Source organism: Vibrio sp. Of7-15, from assembly GCF_022347565.1.
GTDB lineage: Bacteria > Pseudomonadota > Gammaproteobacteria > Enterobacterales > Vibrionaceae > NORP241.
The window spans coordinates 88,210-108,647 of sequence record NZ_JAKRGH010000013.1; the positions used below are offsets into that span (position 1 = coordinate 88,210).

Annotated in this window: 16 protein-coding genes and 1 pseudogene; 8 read left to right on the forward strand and 9 right to left on the reverse strand. The window is 42.3% G+C overall.

Annotation, left to right across the window (positions count from 1 at the left end; translation table 11 throughout):
- The first annotated feature begins 203 nt into the window (after positions 1-203).
- Entirely contained in the window at positions 204-575 is a 372-nt protein-coding gene (locus MHO82_RS14545) for a hypothetical protein (RefSeq protein ID WP_239184688.1), read from the forward strand.
- A gap of 84 nt (positions 576-659) precedes the next feature.
- Positions 660-1,577: a LysR family transcriptional regulator gene (locus MHO82_RS14550; protein ID WP_239184689.1), complete on the forward strand. Its 918-nt coding sequence runs from the start codon at positions 660-662 to the stop codon at positions 1,575-1,577.
- A gap of 16 nt (positions 1,578-1,593) precedes the next feature.
- Here MHO82_RS14550 and MHO82_RS14555 read toward each other — a convergent pair whose 3' ends face one another.
- The 7 genes from MHO82_RS14555 to MHO82_RS14585 all read right to left on the reverse strand — a co-directional run bounded on the left by MHO82_RS14555 (position 1,594) and on the right by MHO82_RS14585 (position 9,223).
- On the reverse strand, positions 1,594-2,472 hold the full coding sequence (locus tag MHO82_RS14555; RefSeq protein WP_239184727.1) for a YjjW family glycine radical enzyme activase: 879 nt from the start codon (positions 2,470-2,472) through the stop codon (positions 1,594-1,596).
- A 4-nt stretch (positions 2,473-2,476) separates the two neighbouring features.
- Positions 2,477-3,994, reverse strand: coding sequence for a YjjI family glycine radical enzyme (locus MHO82_RS14560; protein ID WP_239184690.1), 1,518 nt, complete (start codon positions 3,992-3,994; stop codon positions 2,477-2,479).
- A 207-nt stretch (positions 3,995-4,201) separates the two neighbouring features.
- Entirely contained in the window at positions 4,202-5,212 is a 1,011-nt protein-coding gene (proX, locus tag MHO82_RS14565) for a glycine betaine/L-proline ABC transporter substrate-binding protein ProX (protein WP_239184691.1), read from the reverse strand.
- Positions 5,209-6,291 carry a glycine betaine/L-proline ABC transporter permease ProW gene (gene proW, locus MHO82_RS14570; protein WP_239184693.1) on the reverse strand — a complete coding sequence of 361 codons (1,083 nt, stop codon included), beginning with the start codon at positions 6,289-6,291 and terminating at the stop codon, positions 5,209-5,211. The genes proX and proW overlap by 4 nt, the downstream gene beginning before the upstream one ends.
- Before the next feature lie 4 nt (positions 6,292-6,295).
- Positions 6,296-7,483 carry a glycine betaine/L-proline ABC transporter ATP-binding protein ProV gene (proV, locus tag MHO82_RS14575; RefSeq protein ID WP_239184694.1) on the reverse strand — a complete coding sequence of 396 codons (1,188 nt, stop codon included), beginning with the start codon at positions 7,481-7,483 and terminating at the stop codon, positions 6,296-6,298.
- Between the two features lie 337 nt (positions 7,484-7,820).
- Entirely contained in the window at positions 7,821-8,432 is a 612-nt protein-coding gene (locus tag MHO82_RS14580; protein ID WP_239184695.1) for a fumarylacetoacetate hydrolase family protein, read from the reverse strand.
- On the reverse strand, positions 8,429-9,223 hold the full coding sequence (locus tag MHO82_RS14585; protein ID WP_239184701.1) for a PhzF family phenazine biosynthesis protein: 795 nt from the start codon (positions 9,221-9,223) through the stop codon (positions 8,429-8,431). Before MHO82_RS14585 ends, MHO82_RS14580 begins: the two co-directional genes overlap by 4 nt.
- Positions 9,224-9,402: 179 nt before the next feature.
- Here MHO82_RS14585 and MHO82_RS14590 point away from each other — a divergent pair, with 179 nt between their 5' ends.
- The 3 genes from MHO82_RS14590 to MHO82_RS14600 all read left to right on the forward strand — a co-directional run bounded on the left by MHO82_RS14590 (position 9,403) and on the right by MHO82_RS14600 (position 14,460).
- The gene (locus MHO82_RS14590) at positions 9,403-10,440 is read left to right on the forward strand and encodes an acyltransferase (RefSeq protein WP_239184702.1); all 1,038 of its coding nucleotides are present in this window, start codon (positions 9,403-9,405) and stop codon (positions 10,438-10,440) included.
- 105 nt (positions 10,441-10,545) lie between these two features.
- Positions 10,546-12,540 carry an HD family phosphohydrolase gene (locus MHO82_RS14595; protein WP_239184703.1) on the forward strand — a complete coding sequence of 665 codons (1,995 nt, stop codon included), beginning with the start codon at positions 10,546-10,548 and terminating at the stop codon, positions 12,538-12,540.
- A gap of 9 nt (positions 12,541-12,549) precedes the next feature.
- Complete coding sequence (locus MHO82_RS14600; RefSeq protein ID WP_239184704.1) at positions 12,550-14,460, forward strand: adenylate/guanylate cyclase domain-containing protein; 1,911 nt, start codon at positions 12,550-12,552, stop codon at positions 14,458-14,460.
- Positions 14,461-14,520: 60 nt separating this feature from the next.
- Here the strand turns inward: MHO82_RS14600 and MHO82_RS14605 are convergent, their stop codons facing one another.
- On the reverse strand, positions 14,521-15,426 hold the full coding sequence (locus MHO82_RS14605; RefSeq protein ID WP_239184705.1) for a transporter: 906 nt from the start codon (positions 15,424-15,426) through the stop codon (positions 14,521-14,523).
- 509 nt (positions 15,427-15,935) lie between these two features.
- On the opposite strand from MHO82_RS14605, the gene MHO82_RS14610 reads away from it, so the two are divergent.
- The 3 genes from MHO82_RS14610 (at position 15,936) to MHO82_RS14620 (ending at position 18,651) form a co-directional block, all read left to right on the forward strand.
- Entirely contained in the window at positions 15,936-16,409 is a 474-nt protein-coding gene (locus tag MHO82_RS14610) for an SH3 domain-containing protein (RefSeq protein WP_239184706.1), read from the forward strand.
- Between the two features lie 41 nt (positions 16,410-16,450).
- Positions 16,451-17,338 (forward strand): M48 family metalloprotease, encoded by an 888-nt coding sequence (locus MHO82_RS14615; protein ID WP_239184707.1) that lies wholly within the window; start codon positions 16,451-16,453, stop codon positions 17,336-17,338.
- A 131-nt stretch (positions 17,339-17,469) separates the two neighbouring features.
- Entirely contained in the window at positions 17,470-18,651 is a 1,182-nt protein-coding gene (locus tag MHO82_RS14620) for a VWA domain-containing protein (RefSeq protein ID WP_239184708.1), read from the forward strand.
- Positions 18,652-18,776: 125 nt separating this feature from the next.
- Here the strand turns inward: MHO82_RS14620 and MHO82_RS14625 are convergent.
- Positions 18,777-20,201: pseudogene (locus MHO82_RS14625) on the reverse strand (chitinase); the annotation flags it as partial.
- Positions 20,202-20,438: the final 237 nt, after the last annotated feature.

Genomic DNA, 20,438 nt, shown 5'->3' on the forward strand with positions numbered 1-20,438 from the left:
TTCTACTGCAAAGCTCGCGGAATGATAGCGAGCTTCTTGCTCTCGATGATGAGAATAGACAGTACTTATGTATTCGATTTGACTTAATCCTCATTTTAATCATTCCATTAACTAACAGGTATTACCTGTTGGAAGCTCAACATTTGTCCTGTAGAGTGAGTCATTCGTAAAATAGAAAAACATAACAATAGCAGGAAATACTCATGCAACTTGACCATTACACTGAGAACGATCGCGTGCGAATCGAATCGTCAGAAGAATTAAAAGAGCGCGTTTTTGAAGCCAACGGAATAAAGCTAGTCCATGCTGCGTGGAAGAAAAATGGTGTTCCTTTTGCTCACCTCTACCATAATCAAAGACGAGTCGTTATTCACTATGTGCACCTAATGAAGACTGGGGAGGTGAATGCTCACGATGTTAACTTCAATGCGACGCCACTTGCAGAAGGTATTGATGGTACAGAGCGCACTCTTGGTACTTGGAGTCACACACAAGCGAAAGAATATGAAGCTTGGTATATTGAATGCATGAAAGACGGACTTGAGCTGGCAAAAGGCGTACGTCCAGCAGCCTAAAGAACAACCTAGGTAGGGTTAAATGAACGCAAGGATGCGTAACTCACCAGAAATATAAAAATACTCTCACCAATAAATAGAAGTATGGATCTTATTCAGCTCTCACGCATTAGTCTCAAGCACCTTACCACGTTGCACGTGATGCTCAGTACTCATAGCGTGACAGAAACGGCACACGTGTTGTGTGTCAGCCCATCCAGTGTCAGTAAAACCTTGGCGCAATTACGCTCGCTTTTAGGAGATGAGCTTTTTTATCGTGATGGTACGCACCTTATACCTACTTCATTTGCTGTTAAGGCAGAACCGACTGTCCACTCCATTTTGGGCAGTATGAATGCTTTACTTCAGCAGGAGGGGTTTGATCCCGCTCACTATACTGGAGCTTTTCGTTTAGCGATGCGAGAAAGTAGCTTTGAGATGTTTGCCAGTATGTTCAGTCATATTATTTCTTCCTACGCACCTAATGCTTCATTATCCATTTACTCAAAAGAGCAGTTTGGCTTCGAGGCGTTACTAAGTGGGCAAGTGGATTTTATTTTATTGCCGCATGACAAGAGTCAGCCCCCAACCAATGATAAAGATTTAGTGTGGGAAACCATTTTAGAAGATGACATGGTTTGCTTGATGAATGCCTCACACCCATTGGTGAATACCGATTTAACCATTAGCGACTATTTGAAATATAAGCATATTGGGATTTTTGATAAGGCATTAAATCAGCCTTATTTTGAGCATATTCTAAAGCAGCACCATCAACCACGCAGTGTCGCTATTTCTGTCGCGGATTTTGGTAGTGCGGCTGTATTGTGCCAGCAATCTGATTTTCTCTTTACGTGCTCAAAACAGTGGGCAACCATGGCATTACAGGCAAAAGGACTAGTCCGTAAGCCACTGCCTTTTGATTATGGCGAAGTGGCTTACAGCTTGGTATGGCATAAACCTAGCTTGAATGATCAGGCGATGAACTGGCTGTATCAACAGATAAAGCAGTCCGTAAACTAAACAAACAGGTGGTTTTTTATAAATAGACGGAAGGCTTTATTAACTCTCTTTGTACTATGCTGCTGAGATTTTCGCAAAATGTCTCCATCTGCTTTTTCGAGCAAGTTGTCCAACTGCGAGCTTCACCAACGACGCCGTGGTGTTGGAAAGCGTTGAGGCGAATGTTTACTTGCGAGGGTAGCTGCTTTAAATAATTACCTAAGGCCTCTATTTCTGTGGCTAAGTCTGTTTTATCAGGAATGTAGAGTAGTCGAACTTCATATAACTTATTGTGTTTTGCTAAGTGATTGATGGATTGGAAAACACGGTGATTACCTCGGCCAACTAACCATTGATGAGTTTCTGCTTGCCATGCTTTTAAATCGATCATAGTGCCATCAAGGTAAGGCATTACTTTGTTCCAGCGATCTATACTTAGGCTGCCATTACTGTCAATAAAACAGGTTAGGTGGTTTAGCTCGGCGTTATCTTTAATAGCTTTGAACAGTTCCGTAATAAAAGGCAGCTGTAACGTGGCTTCTCCTCCTGTGACTGTGATGCCATTTAAAAAGAATTTGTGTTTGGCGATGATATTCAGCAGTTGTGACACCGAGTAGCGTTGAACTTTCGGGTTTGATTGCTGTGGGCAGGTCTCTAAACACACATCACAATGAGTACATAAAGTTTCATCCCATTGTACTTTATGGTTAACGTTCATAGTAAGCGCGCCTGAGGGGCAGGTGGACAGGCAATCGCCACAATGGTTACAGTGGTTAATGGTGTGTGGATTATGGCAATTTAAACAATGAAAGTTGCAACCTTGCAGAAAAATCACCATTCGGTTACCCGGCCCATCAACACAAGAAAAGGTCAAAATCTTACTGACCCATCCTTGTTTATTGAAATGAATACTCATTTGATTAACGGTAAGTTGGGTTGGTTTCTTGGGCTGCCACACGAGGCCGCCGTTCTAATATCCCCGTGTTTTTAGCGGCTTCAGCACCGAGGAAGGTGGTATTGGTGCGTGAACCTTGTTGGTCAAATTTAGCAATATCAGAGAGTTTGATCATATAGCCCGTAACACGAACCAAATTGTTTGAGGTCACATTAGCTGTAAACTCGCGAAAACCTAGCTGTAAAGCACCTTTACACAAGTTAAACATGGCTTCTGGGTTTGATTTTACGGTTTCATCAATGGTTAAAATGTCACTGATGCCAGACGTATAATACTGATGGTGTGCTGAGGTAGCTTGTACATAGCTCACGGGATCAGGCTCTGTACCATAAGGTATACGTACGCCAGGTGTGACATTTTTATCTAAACTAATACCGCCTTGAGCATGAAGCAGTGCTTTTCCGTTGTACCCATACTGCACGGGAGTTGAATCGACAATATCAGCCAGAACTTTAGATAGGGCATGGCCTAATTGATTGGCTTTTTCATCATGGCCGTATTGTCGTTTCTCATCAGAGTACAGATGGTTGACCGCTTCAGCCATACCATAAATACCAAACATAGGGGCAAAACGCGCTTCTTCAATCAAGCCTTCAGTGGTTAAAAAGCCAGAAAAGAAGTTGGATTTTTCATGTAAAAAAGCACTTCGGGTATTCATTAATTCAAACATGAGTTGGCAGTAGTGTGGCAGTACGTGTTCGATAAAGTCGGTGGTGTTTTTGGCTTTTTTTGCTACTTCTTTTAAGTTGAGACGGACAAGGGTGTTAGAGCCTCCCGCTAATGGCAGTGAGTTATAACAGCTGACAATACCAAACCCTTTTTCATCGTAGGCATTTGCATGCACTGGGTAGTTGGCAATATGAGGTTTACTGCATTCACAAATATTGCTGGTGGCTTGGTGCAGCAGATCATCAGGGGTAATGCTCGGATCGTACATGAAGGTCAGGTTAGGGGCGATCTGCTTTAATTCGGCATCCAAACGTAAAATGGTTCGGCAAATAATGTTGTCAGTAGGGCCAATATTTACGTGCATAAACGCATCAGGCAGTGTTCTATCCAGCATGATCCAGAACAGTTTAAGCTTTTGATAGATCTGCTCGTCACTTAGCTCACCAACGTAAGGCATGAGAACATCATCTAACTGGCCCAAATAAACTGGAATGGACGTAACGGAGGGTACATGGTGATACAGAATGGTCAGTAGGTTGAGCGCTTCATCAAAATTGTGAGCAGGAGATAATTCTAAATGCTCAGAGCCTTGTTGTAAAAATTTAGCGTAATCGGGTAAGACATAGCGAGGCTTAAAGGGGGCATGGCCTTCGAACATGTCACACACAATACCTTCTTCCATTGCTGCTTTAAGTTCGTGAGACACTGCGAAGTAGGGCAAGCTGGCTTCTGCTTCCAGTGCTAAATATTGCGATTTTTGTTTTGGCGATAAGTTGGCATCGGTGATGATGTTATAGAAGCGTTCCTGACTCATGATTAAAACCCTTTTTAAAGTGTGGTTTTAACGTAATTCATCCATCTCTTTTCTCCTAGTGAAATAACTGAAACTACTTATTTCTAGTTTGGAAATACCTGCGGCGGGGACGTACTTTATTTATGGCCATGAACAAAAACCAGTAACACAAGGCTACTGGTTTTATCTTACAAAAATAGGTGAAACGGATTGAGCTCAATGCTTACATTATTGCGCTGCTTTTTTTGCTTCATTAACCCAAGAATCAAATAGGTTTTGGTTTGACTTTATCCAGCCGTTAACGTGGGATTCAATATCCGCAGCGCTGTTTTTTCCTTGGCTCATGATCATGTTTTGGGCACTAACGTCATTGATGTTCAGCTTAATGATCTCAAATAATTTTGCTGCTGATGGGTTGTTGGCGGCAAACTCTTTATTGGCAATAATGCGCATTGAGTTCATTTCGAAACCGTAGTTTTTACCATTCGCTAAGGTTGTATCAACATTTTTACGCTCACCAGGCAGAGCAGAGAACGGCACTTCTAGCCACACTACATCTTTACCCGGTACAAGCACACCACTTACCCAATAAGGTGTCCATGTATAATAAAGAATAGGTTCGCCTTTTTTATAACGTGAAATGGTGTCGGCGATGATCGCGGCATAGTTACCTTGGTTATGATCGACGGTATCGCGAAGTTTGTAGGCCGAAAGTTGCTCTTCAATGACCATTTCACAACCCCAGCCTGGGTTACAACCGGTGAGATCTGCTTTGCCATCACCATCCGCATCGAACAATTTAGCCAGCTTTGGGTCGCTGAGTTGGGAAATATTGGTAATGTTATATTTCTCGGCTGTTTTTTTGTCAATAAGATAACCTTGCGCAGCACCACTCACATATTGGCCTTGACGATAGAATTTGTCGTCGCCACCAGCCATTGTGTATTTGTCGGCATGAAGTGGGAACCAACCCACCGCTAAAAACGTAGCATCGCCTTTAGAAATGGACGTATAACCAACATTGTAATCGACTTCTTTTGTTGGTTTAACATCGTAACCCAGTTTTTCAAGTGCACGGTTTACAATCAGGGTTTGGAATGTTTCTTCGGCAACGGTTGATTGTACTGGTTGAACCGACACACCTTCACCCGGTAGCTTTTCTGCCCATACAGTGCTTGAGAGCACCAAAGTAGAGGCTACGCCTAATGTGAATGTTTTCTTCTTCCATGATTTCTTCATTTTTGTTTCTCCTTAAGTGTGAGTTCTGGCTTTTTTCTTTGAGCGTATAACCTTAGTAAAATCGACATCGGCCCCATGTGATACCAACGTAGCTTTGTATTCCCTGCATTAGTCCCTAATTCTTGAGTTATTCGATCAAGCAGTATGGCGAGAATAACGATGCCAAGGCCGCCCACCGCCGCAAGGCCCATGTCTAATCGCCCAATTCCTCTTAGCACCATTTGCCCAAGCCCACCTACAGCAATCATGGAAGCGATAACCACCATAGAAAGGGAGAGCATAAGCGTTTGGTTAACGCCAGCCATGATAGTGGGTAGTGCCAATGGTAGTTGGATCCGGTAAAGCATCTGTTTTTTGTTTGCACCAAAGGAATGCCCGGCTTCTATGAGTTCAGCTGGAACTTGTTGGATTCCTAAAATAGTCAAACGGACCACTGGTGGTAAGGCAAAGATGATGGTTACGACCACGCCGGGGACATTACCGATCCCAAATAACATCACAATAGGCACTAAATAGACAAACGCAGGTGTGGTTTGCATGGCATCAAGAATGGGACGAACAAATTTCGCGGCAGTTTTGCTTCTGGCTAGCCAAATTCCCATGGGCAGGCCGATAAGTAAACAGAAAAATACAGAGGTCATGACGAGGGAGAGTGTCGTCATTGCTTGAGACCAAGCACCAATAAGGCCAATGAAGATGAGTGATACAACCGTGGTGACGCCGAGCTTTAAATTGGAAAATTGCCACGCCAGTAAAAACAGGATCATTAACATGAAGGGGGCTGGTGTTGAGACCAGTGCGGTCTCAAAAGAGCTGAGAATGAAATCAATCGGGATCCGTATGGCTTGGAAAAGTGGGCGTCCATGCTCGACAAGCCAATTTAAGCCGGATTCGACCCAAGTATCTAGAGGAATGACGGCTTCTTCGAACGGATTGAGCGGATCAAACGGTTTGGTTTCAATAGTGCTGTTTGTTAACCAATCTGTTGAGGAAGTAGAATCGCTGGCTTGACCCCAAGGATCCGCTTGTTGGCTGGTGGGCTGCCCCCATGGATCATTGTTTACTTGTTCTGATGACATCGCTCTAATCCTTATCTAGCGTCTGAAGTAATCGAGATTTAGTCACCACACCAAAGTAGTTACCACTGTCGTCTACGACGGGGACGGAATAAGGCACGCTGGCGACTAGGCCCAAAATATCATTTATAGATTGGTTCGGTTGTAGCGTTAACTCATCCTCTAACTTGGCACTGGTTAACGAGCGATTTTCTCTATCTGCCTTACGCAAAGAATCCACAGAAACGATCCCCGAATAGTGGCTGCTTTTTTCCAGTACAATGCCGTACTCACGATCGTTATCCATTAAAATCTGTAGGGCAGAAGCTGGGCCGTCGTGCTCTGATTTCTTAAAAACAGCGGCGGGCTTTTTACGAGCAATGTCTTTGGCGGTTAATACGCTGGCAATGTTAACGCCACGGAAGAAAGCTTCGACGTAGTCATTGGCGGGGGTGTTGAGGATTTCGTCGGGTGTGCCAACCTGAACCACTGCACCATTTTGCATGATGGCGATTCTGTCACCAATTCGCATCGCTTCGTCTAAATCGTGAGAGATAAAAACAATAGTACGCTTGTCGTCGTTTTGAAGCCGGATAAGCTCGTCTTGCATCTCTGTTCTGATCAGTGGATCAAGCGCTGAAAACGCTTCGTCCATTAAAAGAATATCAGGATCGCAGGCTAATGCTCTGGCTAACCCGACACGTTGCTTCATGCCTCCGGATAATTCATCGGGGTAGGAATCGGCATAAACGTCAAGTCCAACTCTTTCTAGGGCCTTCAGAGCGGATTTGGTACGCACTTCAGGTTTCACGCCAGCAACTTCCAAACCAAAGGCTGCGTTTTCAACCACTGTCATGTGTGGCATTAAGGCAAAATTTTGAAAAACCATGGAAATATTATTGCGGCGAACTTGTCGAAGTTCTTCTTCAGAGATGTGCGCAATGTCTTTGCCTTTGAGCAATACATTGCCTTTGGTGGGTTCGATGAGTCGGTTAAGGAGCCGAACTAGAGTAGATTTTCCCGAGCCCGACAGTCCCATGATCACGAATATTTCGCCTTCTTGAATGCTGAGGGATACGTCGTTAACACCAATGGTTAAGCCCGTTCTTTCAAACACTTTATCTTTGTTGGCACCTTCATCTATCAGTGAAAACGCACGTTCAGTGTCTTCTCCAAACACTTTGTAAAGTCCCTTAACTTCCAGTATGGGATCCATGTTGTAAGTCCTTTTAAGGTATGTTGTTCTGATGGTTATTAGTGCTCTAAATAAACTGCCCTGCACTTTCAATGAATGATAGACCATAAAATCAATTAGGCCACTTACATTTTTATGCATTCAAAAATAACCTGATTGATCGTTAGTATTGTGAATTGTAGTTGTTTTTTAGTCTTTTTTTTCTTTCTGGGAAGCTAAGTAGGGTTGAGGAAAATAAATAGGAAATGCGGCTGATTGCCTTTACATTTAGTTTTCTCACCCCAAGATTTCAAACTTATTTTCTAAAATTGATTTGAGTACAAATGAATTTTTTGATGTTTTCTAGCATTGAAATGAACTACTTGACTGTCCATGAATGCTCTATGAGTAGGGTATGTTGAGTGAACAATTTTCCGTGAAACACGTCTCCTTTTTTTACAATACCAACGCCTTTTGGTGTGCCAGACATGATGACATCACCATCTTCTAAGGTGAGAAAGCTTTTTGTTTCTTCTAAAATCTGGTTTGGTTTATTGATCATCTTGGTGCTATCAGCTAACTGAACTAGCTGATCATTGATGCTTAATTCTAATCTAAGGTCTGTTAAGTTTTCATGAAAGGGAACAAAGTGGCTAAAAACTGCGGATTTATCGAAGCATTTTGCTCGCTCCCAAGGTAAACCTTTACTTTTAAGTTGAGATTGAATCTCTCTTTTTGTCAGATCTAACCCGATACCAACGGCTGTGATTTCTCCGGCTTGGATCAGGTAACAAATTTCGCCTTCGTAGTGGATGGGATCGGTAGTACCTGCGTAAATTTTCGGGCTGATAGAGGAGTTAGGCTTGATGAAAAGCACAATTTCTTCAGGGATATCGTTATTCAATTCTTTAATGTGATCGACGTAATTTCTGCCAACACAAACCACTTTAGAAGGAGTGAGCTGTTTTGTTTCTAATTGGATTTGATTCATAAAATTGCCTCTTGTGCGGTGAATTCATGTTTGTTTAAAAAAGTAACTTTGGCGGAAATCTTTACGTGATTACCAACTAATGAGACGGAAAAGTCGCCACCTCGGGCGGATAGCTGTGTCGCTCTGAGGGGAGATCGGGCGAGGGTGGTTACCCAGTAAGGGGCTAAGGAGCAATGTGCTGAGCCTGTGGCAGGATCTTCATTAATGCCGATTTTAGGGGCGAAATAGCGAAGCACATAGTCGGATTGATTACCTCTTGCGGTGACGATGAGAGCGTGATGATCTTGCATTTTGTTCAGCGTATCGAAGTTAGGTTGAAATTGTTTAACTTCTTCTTCACTGCTTAGTACCGTCACTAAATCACGGGTTTTAAATGCGTATTGAGGGTGAAGATTGAGTAAAGACAAAATAGGATCATGCTCACTAATTTCTTTTTGTTCCCATTGAGGAAGCAAAATAGAGAGGGTTCCATCGTGCTTTTCGACACATAAATCACCGTAAGGGCTGCAAAAATGAACAGCGCCTTGGCAAATTTGCTCTTTGATAAATAACATTTCTGCGGCGGCTAAAGTACCATGCCCACATAAATTGATTTCTTGGGTTTGCGAGAACCAGCGAATGTCATAATGTCCTTGTTTTTTTACCACATAAGCACTGACGGGGTAGGCATAGGTTTGAGCGAGTTTGAGCAACTCTTTATCCGAGGGCCAAGTGTCAAATTCCGCCGCTGCTGCTGGGTTGCCTTTATGTGGTGAATCGGAAAAAGCATTTAAAAAGTATACTGTCGTCATTTTATCCTTCGTGCCTTATTTTTCTTACTTTTATTGTTATGCCATAAGCTGATTTATAAATCATTACTAGATACAGAGAATGTCTTTCTCAATTCTTTTATAAAGCGAAAAGAGAGCTACTATAAATAAAAGTGGTGGTTGATGCCTTATAAGGACGCTGTGATATAAAAGGGGCTAATGTGCGAATAAGTTATATTGATGGTTTACGAGGCGTTGCTATTTTATTGGTGGTGGGCTTTCATGCTTATTCTCGATGGCCCTCATTATTACCGTATGGCAATACTTATGAAATGTTTCCACTGTTTCATCTTGGTTGGTTAGGGGTTCAGCTTTTTTTTATTATATCTGGATTTGTGATCTTTATGACGCTCGATAAAACGGCGAGCTTTAATCAATTTATGTATAAGCGCTGGATGCGATTATTTCCAGCCATGTTATTAGGCACCATATTGATTTTCTCTACGTCTTCATTTTTCCATGAAAGGCCAGCTGGATCCCCAGAGATATTGAGTATTTTACCAGGCATTACCTTTATTGAACCTAGCTGGTGGTATTTGGTATTTGGTTTAGATATTAAACCATTAGAAGGGGCATTTTGGTCTTTGTATGTAGAATTTAAATTCTATGTGATCGCTGGGTGTATCTATTTTTTTATGGGGAGAAACCGGTTAATACCGATTTTACTTGGGCTGTACCTGCTTTATCAGTTAGCCGCTTACCTTTCAGTAACGACGGATGTGTATGTGTTTGATGTGTTACTTAGGTTAGGTCATGAACTCTCATTAGAGCACTTTGGCTGGTTTACATCGGGGGCTCTTTTTTATCTGTATCATGAAAACAAGAGAGAGAGGTTTTTTATAGGGGCGTTATTGTGTTCTGTTTTCAGTGCCTCGTTTTTAAAATATATCGATGTAATTGTCGCGGCAGTTATGATTTCAGTATTCTTTGCTGCTAGTTTAAGATTTTCGGTATTGCAAAAAGCACTTCAAAGGCGATTTATTTTATTTTTTGGTTTTATTAGTTATCCACTGTACTTAATTCATGAAAACATCATGATTTCAATGATCATTAAGTTCGATGAATATGCGCTTTGGGGAAATGCATTTTTTTACCCGATTATTTCATTGGTTGCGTTGTCGATCGTCTCTTTTCTCATTGCTAAAAAGGGCGAGCCATTGTTGGTGGCTTATATTAAAAAACACTTAACCGATAAGTAGGGGCGTATTGCATGAGACCTTATCGTTTAGGTTAATTTCTTGCTTGCCCTTTCCCTTATTTTCAGAAGCTGAACTATTATAGTAATGAAGAATAAGGAAATAATTATGACGTTAGTGGATGAAGCACAATCTAAGAGTCAGTTGGTGATAGCACATGGTCGTGCATTTTCAGCCACCAGCATGGTAAAAGATCTGAATAAAGAACACATTCAGTGTGTGTGTGTGAGGGATCTCGAAGAGTTGTCTTCACTTTCCCCGGCATTATTAATACTTGATGAGGCTTTGTTGCAGGCTTTTGGCGAAGCGTGGCTGAAACCTGAATCTTTGTTTGTGTTGGCTGAAGATCATTTGGATTTTGATGCGGACTTGTACGTTCCGATGGGTTTTAATAAAAAAATAACACTAAAGCATATTGAGTCGGCATTGCATTGTTATGTTCAGCAAAAACAGCAAAATGAGTTAAGGCAAGTCATTGATAATAAATCCATGAGCTTACAGCGATTGGCAGACATTGGTATTGCTCTTTCTGCGGAAAAAAGTTTGGCGGCGTTGTTGAGCCGGATCTTGGATGAAGGTCGTAAATTAGCCTGTTGTGATGCGGCTTCGCTGTTTTTACTGGATAGTGAAAGTGGCGACCAACCTGACTTGGTACTGAAACTGACCCAAAATGCGTCGATTGAGTTTGATTTTGAAGAAAGGCACATGCCTCTTAATGACACCAGTGTATCAGGCCATGTTGCGACTTATGGTTGTGAGCTGAACATTGAGGATGTGTATCAGTTGGTCGATACACCTTATCAGTTTAACCCGGTGTTTGATAACGCGACGGGCTACCGCTGTCAGTCGTTACTTGCGTTACCCATTAAAAACCACGATGGTGAAGTCATTGGTGTTCTGCAATTTATCAATCGCACCAAAGCGGAAAATTTAAAGCTAACTTCCCATGAGCTCACACGGGAAAATGTGATCCCTTTCGATAATAATGTCATTCCATTACTGCGCGCTCTGGCCAGTCAATCAGCAATTGCGATTCAAAATCGACGTTTGATCGAAAATATTCGCCATTTGTTTGAAGGTTTTGTTCAGGCATCTGTGACGGCGATTGAGCAGCGTGATCCAACAACCAGTGGTCACTCGTTTCGTGTGGCAGATTTGTCTGTTGCGTTGGCTCAGGCTTTACCTAGCTCTGGTCTAGTGGCTTATCAAAACCAATTGTTGAATAAAAAAGACTTACGCCAATTAAAATACGCCGCATTGCTGCATGATTTTGGCAAAGTAGGGGTACGAGAAGCGGTATTAACCAAAGCAAAAAAGCTTACACCACATCAACTTGATGTGATTAAATATCGAATACGCCTTACCCAACAAACTCTGATGCGTGAGCGAGCGGAATCAGAACTGGCTATGTTTCAGCAGCACGTTGCGTGTGACGCGGCGATGCAGCTGAAGCGCCAGCAACATCTGCAAGCACAAATTGTACAATTAGAGCAATTTTGGCAAGACATTATACAAGCAAATGAGCCTTCTGTTCTGCCTGAATCCATTGGTCAGCATTTACATCAAATTCATGAATACCAAGCCAGTGATGAAAGCGGTATTTTAACCCCTTTGATCAGCAAGGAAGAGCTGGCGGCTTTATCTATTCCAAAGGGAAGTTTAACCCTTAATGAGATGACAGAAATTCGTGCGCACGTAACGCATACAGAAAATTTTTTACGGCAGATCCCGTGGACGAAAGAGCTACAAGACGTTCCGGACATTGCCGGAGCACACCATGAAAAAAGAGATGGCAGCGGTTACCCAAGAGGGTTGAAACAAGATCAAATTCCTCTGGCGTCACAGATAATGACCGTATGCGATATTTACGATGCATTAACGGCTTCTGATCGGCCTTATAAGCAGGCGTTGCCGAATGAAATCGCATTCAAAATTTTACGAAACGAAGCAGAGAGACAAGAACTTAATGGGGATCTGGTAAAGCTTTTTATTGATGCCAAGATACATTTAGTGATCAAGGATAAGCAATACAATGACATGAGTGAGAATACCAGCAGCTTCCATCATCATGTGTGTGATTTTGATCTGTTGGATGACAGTTGAGGGTTGTGAATGAAGTTTCCATTGATTCATCGCAATCAAGATTTACTGCGCAGTACTTTCAAAAAAAAACGGGTTTTCTTACTCATTTTTGGCCTTTTTACCGCCTTATTAAGCATAAACGCATTTTTCAAACCGCTAGTGAATTTTGACAATATTTGGCTCGATTTTGCAGTAAAAAAGTGGAGTGTAACTAGCCCGGCTGATCCCAATATTGTGGTTATTGATATCGATGATCCAAGCCTGCAAGCCATGACAAGTTTAGTGGGACGGTGGCCTTGGCCTCGCTCGGTGCATGCGGAACTTATCGAACAGATCCTATTACAAACCCCGCAAGCCGTTGTATTTGATATTTTGTTTTCTGAGCCAGACATTTATCGCCCAGATGCCGATCAATATTTGTCGGAAGTAATTGAAAGTTCGAATAATGTTTTTTTACCCATTTTACATTTTCAATCAGCTCAAGCACATTTGTTTCCAAAACTCAGTGAGTACCCTGACACCGTAGGCTTAAGTCCTCCCAGTGAGCTTAATGGTCAAAATCAACAAACAAGAGCCAATCTATTGTTGCCAAACGCCATAGTGCCTTCAGCTTGGAAAGTTGGCACCATTAATTTTTCTTCCGATCACGATGGGGTTGGGCGGCGATATCAGGTTGAGCATCAAATCGGTGAGTGGCGTGTGGACTCTTTGCCTACCAAAGTGGCTCGGTATTTGGGGGCTGTGATCCCAGAACAAGATCATATTATTCTAGATTGGCGAACCAGTGATATTCAAACTAATATGGATGGTCGTTTAGTTCCCTACTCAACGTTCAGTTATGCCGCTGTGTATAAGGCAATCAGTGAAGAAACCCCATTTATTGAACCGGGCTTTTTTACCGATAAAATCGTGTTGATTGGGGCAACAGCGACGGGCTTACATGATATTAAAAATACGCCGATTAGTACTCAATTTCCTGGTGTTTATATTTTGGCAACAGCCATCGATAACTTATTACATGATCAGAAATTAACAGCGTTATCTGATTCAACTGAATGGATAATTGGTTTTTTCTCTTTGTGCTTGATCACTTTAGGACTACTTTTTTCAAAGCGGATAGTCCCAGTGGCATTGGCGTTTGGTGTATTGATGGTGAGTTATTTTCTTGCCAGTTATTTTTTGGTGTCGGCGAAATACCTAATGGTCGTGAATAGCCCGCTAACCATTTTGTCGACCTATTTTATCAGTATTCTTATTATGCAATATTTACAGCGTCAGCAAGAGTACAATTATGCCATTGATATTTTTGGGCGTTTTATGGACCCCAATGTGGTGCACCAGCTGGTGGACTCAGGGCAAACAGAGCAAACCTTGCACGCCAAAAGCTGTAAGGTGACGGTACTTTTTTCTGATATTCGTAATTTTACTACCCTCTCAGAGCGCCATACACCATTAGAGATTGTGAAACTATTGGATGATTATTTTTCATTACAAGTCAATGTGATATTCACCCACCACGGTACCTTAGATAAATTTATTGGTGATGCCATTATGGCGTTCTGGGGAGCGCCATTAGAAAATGATAATCAAGAAATTGAAGCGGTTGAAGCGGCTTTAGCCATGGTCGATAAACTGGAAGAGTTTCGCCATCAGCAGAATCTGCCGGAATTTAATATAGGAATCGGCATACACACAGGGGAAGCGGTGGTTGGTGCCATCGGTGGCGAGCAGCGCTACGACTATACGGTGATTGGCGATACGGTGAATGTGGCTAGTCGAGTGGAAGGGATCACGAAAAATCGCTGCCATATATTGGTTTCTGCTTCGACACGTGATGCGTGCTCTGATCATTTCGATTTCACAGAGCAAGGAAGCTATACCCTTAAAGGAAGAGAAAAGCCCGTTGTTTTATTTACACCCAGCCGTAAACAACCAAGTTAAGATGTGTTTGGAAAGAGTGGTGTACACACAGAAGCAGGTTTGCGCCTGCTTCTAACGTAACTAAAAACCGCGGCTAATACTCAGGCTGAATGAATTTTCACGATCCGGAAGAGTGGCACCACTATCAGCATCTTCCGATACGGTTAATACGTAACGTGCATTGATGTTGAATAAATCTTTCACTCGATAAGTGATGGTTGGTATTAAATCGGTGAAGGTCATACCACCAGACTTGCTACCCACATTTGAGCTTAAGTCTTCATTGCCATCCTGATCCACGTAGATGCCATTAATACCGACCCACAAACCGCTAATGACTTCATATCGCCCGCTAAAATCGAGGGTAAATATATCACCATAATCATGCTTAAAGCCTTGTGGCTCTCCTTCTCCTTTATACATGTACGCAATTTCGCCACTCATGGCTGCACTGCCAAAATCTTTTTTAACGTACAAGGAAACGGCAATGTCAGTCGATCCTGTGCCGAGCCCTTTATCTTCATCACCGGTTGCGAGTTTTACGAGCAGTGATGGCATTACGGTCAGTTCTTGTAATTCATCGTAGTAGATATAGTCCACCCCAATGGTTGAGTCACCTGTACTAGCTTCATCTTGGGGAGTTAAAGGGCTGGATGTGTCGATGTAAGAGAGGTTAGCATTAAAGTTGAGTCGTTCATCTGCTTGTAAAAAAGACACGGGTGTGCCGTAGCTCACTGGAATGTTGATGACATCATTGTTTTCCATCGAGATATATTGCGCTCCGACCATGACTTGAGGTTCATTATCTGCGGCAACGTCTTCCCCCTTCATTTGGTCGAGTGGATCATTAACCACCGCATTGACCACGGGATCCGCTAAAATCGATTCTTGGGTAGAGAGTGTTTCGAAATAACCGTGACTGTAAGGTGCGTATAACGCCATAAATAGACAACTTGGCCACGCAGTTTTTATCATTAACTTTTTCACACTGCTTTCCTTATCTTATTTGTCATTATTCATATGGAATACAATTATGATAAATATTAGTTACCGATATGGGTTTTGTAAAATTCCTGCTGGATACAGGTACTAATTGTAAGGGGGCAATTAAAAGTTTCTACTAACACTTAATCTGAATGGGTTTTCTTTAAATTAAATTTATGCATCAATAAGATAAATGGGCTTCTAATTAGACTATCCTTTGAAAGGGCATTTAGGGTATATATAGTTTATCTGTCATCCTAAATACCACTTCGTGTTTTTGTGTTTGCTTGATTTTTTTACGATATTTTGACTTTATTGCTCACGGTGACTATAAATTAGGACATGAGGGTTACGCTAGTTAAGTCGTCGTAAAATATAATATTCAACTTATTAAGTGTTTATTTTTGTCGAAATATCAGTGTAAACCTAAGGCAATTCCAATAAGTAAAGTTATGTTATGTGGCGTTTTTAGTTATAAATCAGCCCCATTTTTATTTATGGAGATAACACTTGTGAAATATTTTTGGTCACTTGCTCTATGTAACTTTCTATTCATCAGTTCATTACAAGCACAGCAAGCCGTCACGATGAAGGATGTCGAGCTGAAAAGTACCCCTTCAGTGAAAAGTGAAACGGTTAAAAAGCTCAAAGCTGACTCTGGCGTAACTATTATTGGTCGGCAGGGAGGGTGGTATCACGTTGAAGTTCCAGTTGAGCAGAAAGGGTGGTTAAAAATGTTGTGGCTACGTTTTCCAAATACGGCAAAAGAGCAAGGTACACTCGATCTTTTAGCACAAAGTGCCAGTGGGGTAACGGTTGCCACTGGCATACGAGGTCTGTCTGATGAAGAGTTAGAAAAAGGAAAAGGCTCGCCCTTTGCAATGAGCAATCTTGATCGATTTGTTGTTTCTCCAGAGCAAGCCAAAGCATTTGCTGAAGCGGGTGGATTGCAGAAGAAAACAATTCCGTATGTGGACGAAGAATAGTAGGAGTCATGATGAAACAGTATTTATGGGATACGAAAATAATGACTCGATCACTTTTACTGTGTTGCGCCTTTTTTGTGTTGGCTAGCTGTAAAACCACTGATCTGAAAATGTTTGATGAAATTGATCTTGGCCAACTAACAACGACAACACTCGATAAAATATCGGATTTAAGTGATAAAACGGATGCAAAAGAAACCGAGTTTGGCTACGAAGTGTCTCAGGTATTGCTCGAAGACAGTGAAATACTCAATAACGATGAAGTACAGTTGTATGTGAACCAGGTGGGGCAGTGGTTAGTGCAAAATAGTGAGCGACCTGAGTTGAAATGGCATTTTGTCGTGTTAAATGATAATAACTTTAATGCGTTTGCTGCTCCTGGCGGTTTTGTGTTCATTACTTCGGGCACATTGCTGAGGCTGCACAATGAAGCGGAGTTGGCTGGTATTTTAGCCCATGAAATTGCTCATATATTGAAACGTCATTATCTCAATGCACTTCAAAAACAAACATCACTGGATTTAGTCTCTGATGTCAGTATTTTGGCCTACCAGATGAGCAATAATCGAAAAGGGCGTAGCTCAGATAAAACACAGGAAAATGCAGACCTTGCAGAGCAAATAAGCAGCGGGGTGGATACCTTATACGCAAACGGGCTTGCCCGAGGTGACGAAGAAGAAGCCGATAAAATGGCGGTGATCTTAATGGCACGAGCAGGCTATGATCCATATGCATATATTACAGTGTTACAAAAGATAGCCAGTGAAAAGCCTGGGGCGAGTGCGTGGCTACGATTTATGAAACGTCACCCGCCTGCGTCAGATCGCTTAATAGAATTAGAGCCAGTGATGGATAAAGCTTTTCCAAACCCTGTCGGTTACGAAACAGTTCAGCCACGTTATCAACAATTAAGGGTGTTCCATCGTTAATGATAAGAAAATAAGGTAAGAAAAGGCATTATTGTACTCCCTTTGTTTCTATTCTGTTTGCAACTACGCTTTTATTAGTGATGAAATGGAAGTCAGCAAAATACTATTAATAAGCCGTTTGGGAGGGAGTCATGGTTTATATAAAGAAAATAATGTTGGCTGGTGTGCTGAACAGTGTACTTATCACGTATGGGGTAAGTGCTGATCAATCACTGACGTTACCACCTATTCTCGATCCAAATCTGCCCACCGTAACAACATCGGTTCCGAGCCACTTTGTTCGAACTGGCCCGACGATTCAAATAGCCATTGCATTAGACAGCTCTGGCTCAATGGAAGGGCTAAGTAATCAAGCCAAACAAACGATTTGGAAAATTATTAACGAAGTGTCTAAGGCGAATAAAGATGAGCAGGGCGTGACACTGCAAGTGGGGTTATTTGAATATGGCATTAGTGATATGGCGCAAGAAGGCCATATTCAGTTGTTGTCACATTTGACGAATGATCTTGATACATTTTCAGAGCAAATGTCAGGCATGCGGGTGGGGGGAAGTAATGAGTTTGGCCCTAAAGTGGTACTAGAGGCGGTGAATCGCCTTGCATGGAGTGATCATCCTGATGATATGAGGTTAATGATCGTTGCTGGGAATGAAATATTTCAGCAAGGTGATGTCGCTATGGCATACGCTATTGATAAGGCAAAACGTCAGGGGATCATCGTCAATACTGTGTATTGCGGCGATTATTCTGAGGGAGTGCAGCATGGTTGGCAAAAAGTAGCAGCTCGCTCAGGTGGCAAATACATGAATATTGACCAAGATGAGAAATTAAGAGTCATTGCCACCCCTTTTGATAAAGAAATTATCGAGCTGGGCGAACGATTAAATGAAACCTACGTGGCGTACGGCGCTTCAGGTATGGCAGCAAAATCTCGCCAGCGTACTCAAGATCAGTACGTACAGGCGTTGTCTGAATCGGCATATATTGAGCGAAATGTGGCCAAGACGAGCAAGAGTTATAAAGCCGATAATTGGGATTTAGTGTCCGTGGCTGAAAAAGACATAACACAAGGTATTCTCTTAGCGAAGGAGGCCCCAGAATTTACCAATAAAACAGAAGCTCAAATAAAGACGTTTTTAGAAGAAAAACTAGCAATACGTAATGATATAAAAGATAAAATTGCCATGTTAAAGAAAAAACGTGATCAGTATTTGGTGACAGAATCGAAAACCACAACACAAGGGGATTTTGGTCAGGTATTGATTGATGGGGTAAAGGAGCAAGCTCAAGAGCAAGGATATTTGTTTAAGTAATTGCGTCGTTTTATTTTGGCGAATATAACGCACGATGAAAATAATCCGCCTTCAATGAAGAAGGCGGATAGGGCTTAGGTTTATACTGTTACGACTTGCCAAACGCCGTATGCGCCGCTTAGTTTAGGATCATCACCTTGTGTCCACCACTTAGCTTCATAAGTTACACCATCAACGACAACACGATCACCGGTGTTATACACTTTTGTTTCACTCCAAGCGTTTGGATCTGTTGGTGTTGTTGGATCTGTTGGGTTAGTCGGGTCGGTTGGATCAATTTTTTCAACCACACGAACTTCAGGCCAGTTAGCGTGAGAGCCGTAGAAGTTAGTTACACACTTCTCATAATCCCCTGGTACTAGAGCAGAATAGGCTGTTTGGAAACCCACCAGCTCACATTCGAACGATGCACCTTCTGGACGATCTGGGTAGTATTTCCAGTTACCGTCCCAGTTTGTATATAATACATCTGTTGCGCCGTTCAAGTTTAAGCTGCCGTAAGGCGTTTGTTGCCAACATGTGTTTTTCTCATCGGCTTCTACCGGGATTTGGTAATGAGCAGCTAGCCCTTCCCAGTAACGAATGCGGTTAACTGGTTGCCCTTTGTTTTTGTTTTGTTCTCCACATTCAATACCACCATTGATTACATTGATAGTGGTACCAAAACCGTAACCAATTCCAGCATCGATTTCACGTTGTGATGGGCTCCAAGTACGGTCAATAACGTGCAGCATTGCTGGTTTAGGTGCTTGAGGAGTCAAGAAGAACCAAATAGCAGAAGCGAGGTTTAACCAAGAATCGGCAACGAGCCCTGGGTTATTTAATAGTACGGTAGCATCACCGTCGTACATGACTTCTGAGAAGGCACCGTAGTTAAAGTGGTAAGAAAGTTGTTTTGCACCACGCCCAAAATATCCTTGACCAGCTGCACATGGCCAGCGCGCATTTTGCCAATCATTTTGTCCACATCCTGTCGTGTAACCTTCTTGTCCTTCAGACCAGCCCATTTCACGAACGTGTACTAACGCTTGCTGCCACTCTTCTAATGCAAGTGGGTTATCAGAAATGTTATCAATGGAGATGTGTCCGCCAGTTTCTTGAGCAAAGTGAGCAAAAGCGGTTACGATGGATTTTTTACAAATTGCATCTGAGTCTCGGCCGTCGGTGTATTCGCCACAAAATGCAGGGAATTTACCAATCGCACGTAGGAATCGAGTGTAGGTGTATTCAGGGGCGGCCATTTGAGTAAGGAAATCCCACTGCGCCTGTGGGAAAACGCGTTCAACACGTTTTACGTTTTCTGGGTTTGTTGCTACCCCAGAGTCAATGGCTTCAACGACTGTATTTGGGCGTGTTTCCAATGCTTTTGCCCAAATGTCGTACATTGGATCCAGTGTTTTCGCATCTTCAGCCGCTTGTATTTCTGCTTTTGTGACAACGTAGCCAGTCGGGTTTTGTGGATCTGGCTGTGGGTTCATCGTCACGCCGTTAGCCGCGTTAGCTGCAAAACTGCAACCGATCAATGCAGAGAGAAGTCCGAGTCTAAACATGTGTTCAATTCCTTTTATAAAATAGTATCAGTTTTTGGATCTGCGTTTAAAAGTGGCGCGAACTGAAAATGGATTTGGCATGAAGTCTTATCCCTCTATGGGGGCCGCTTCTTGAGCCAGTTAGTACCATTTTGATGTTTAAGAGCTATTCAAAACTTATTTTTAACCAAGTTTTAACTACCCAAAACAACTCGCCGCTACATCGCAGTCCTTTGACTATAAATCGTGCTCAGGAAT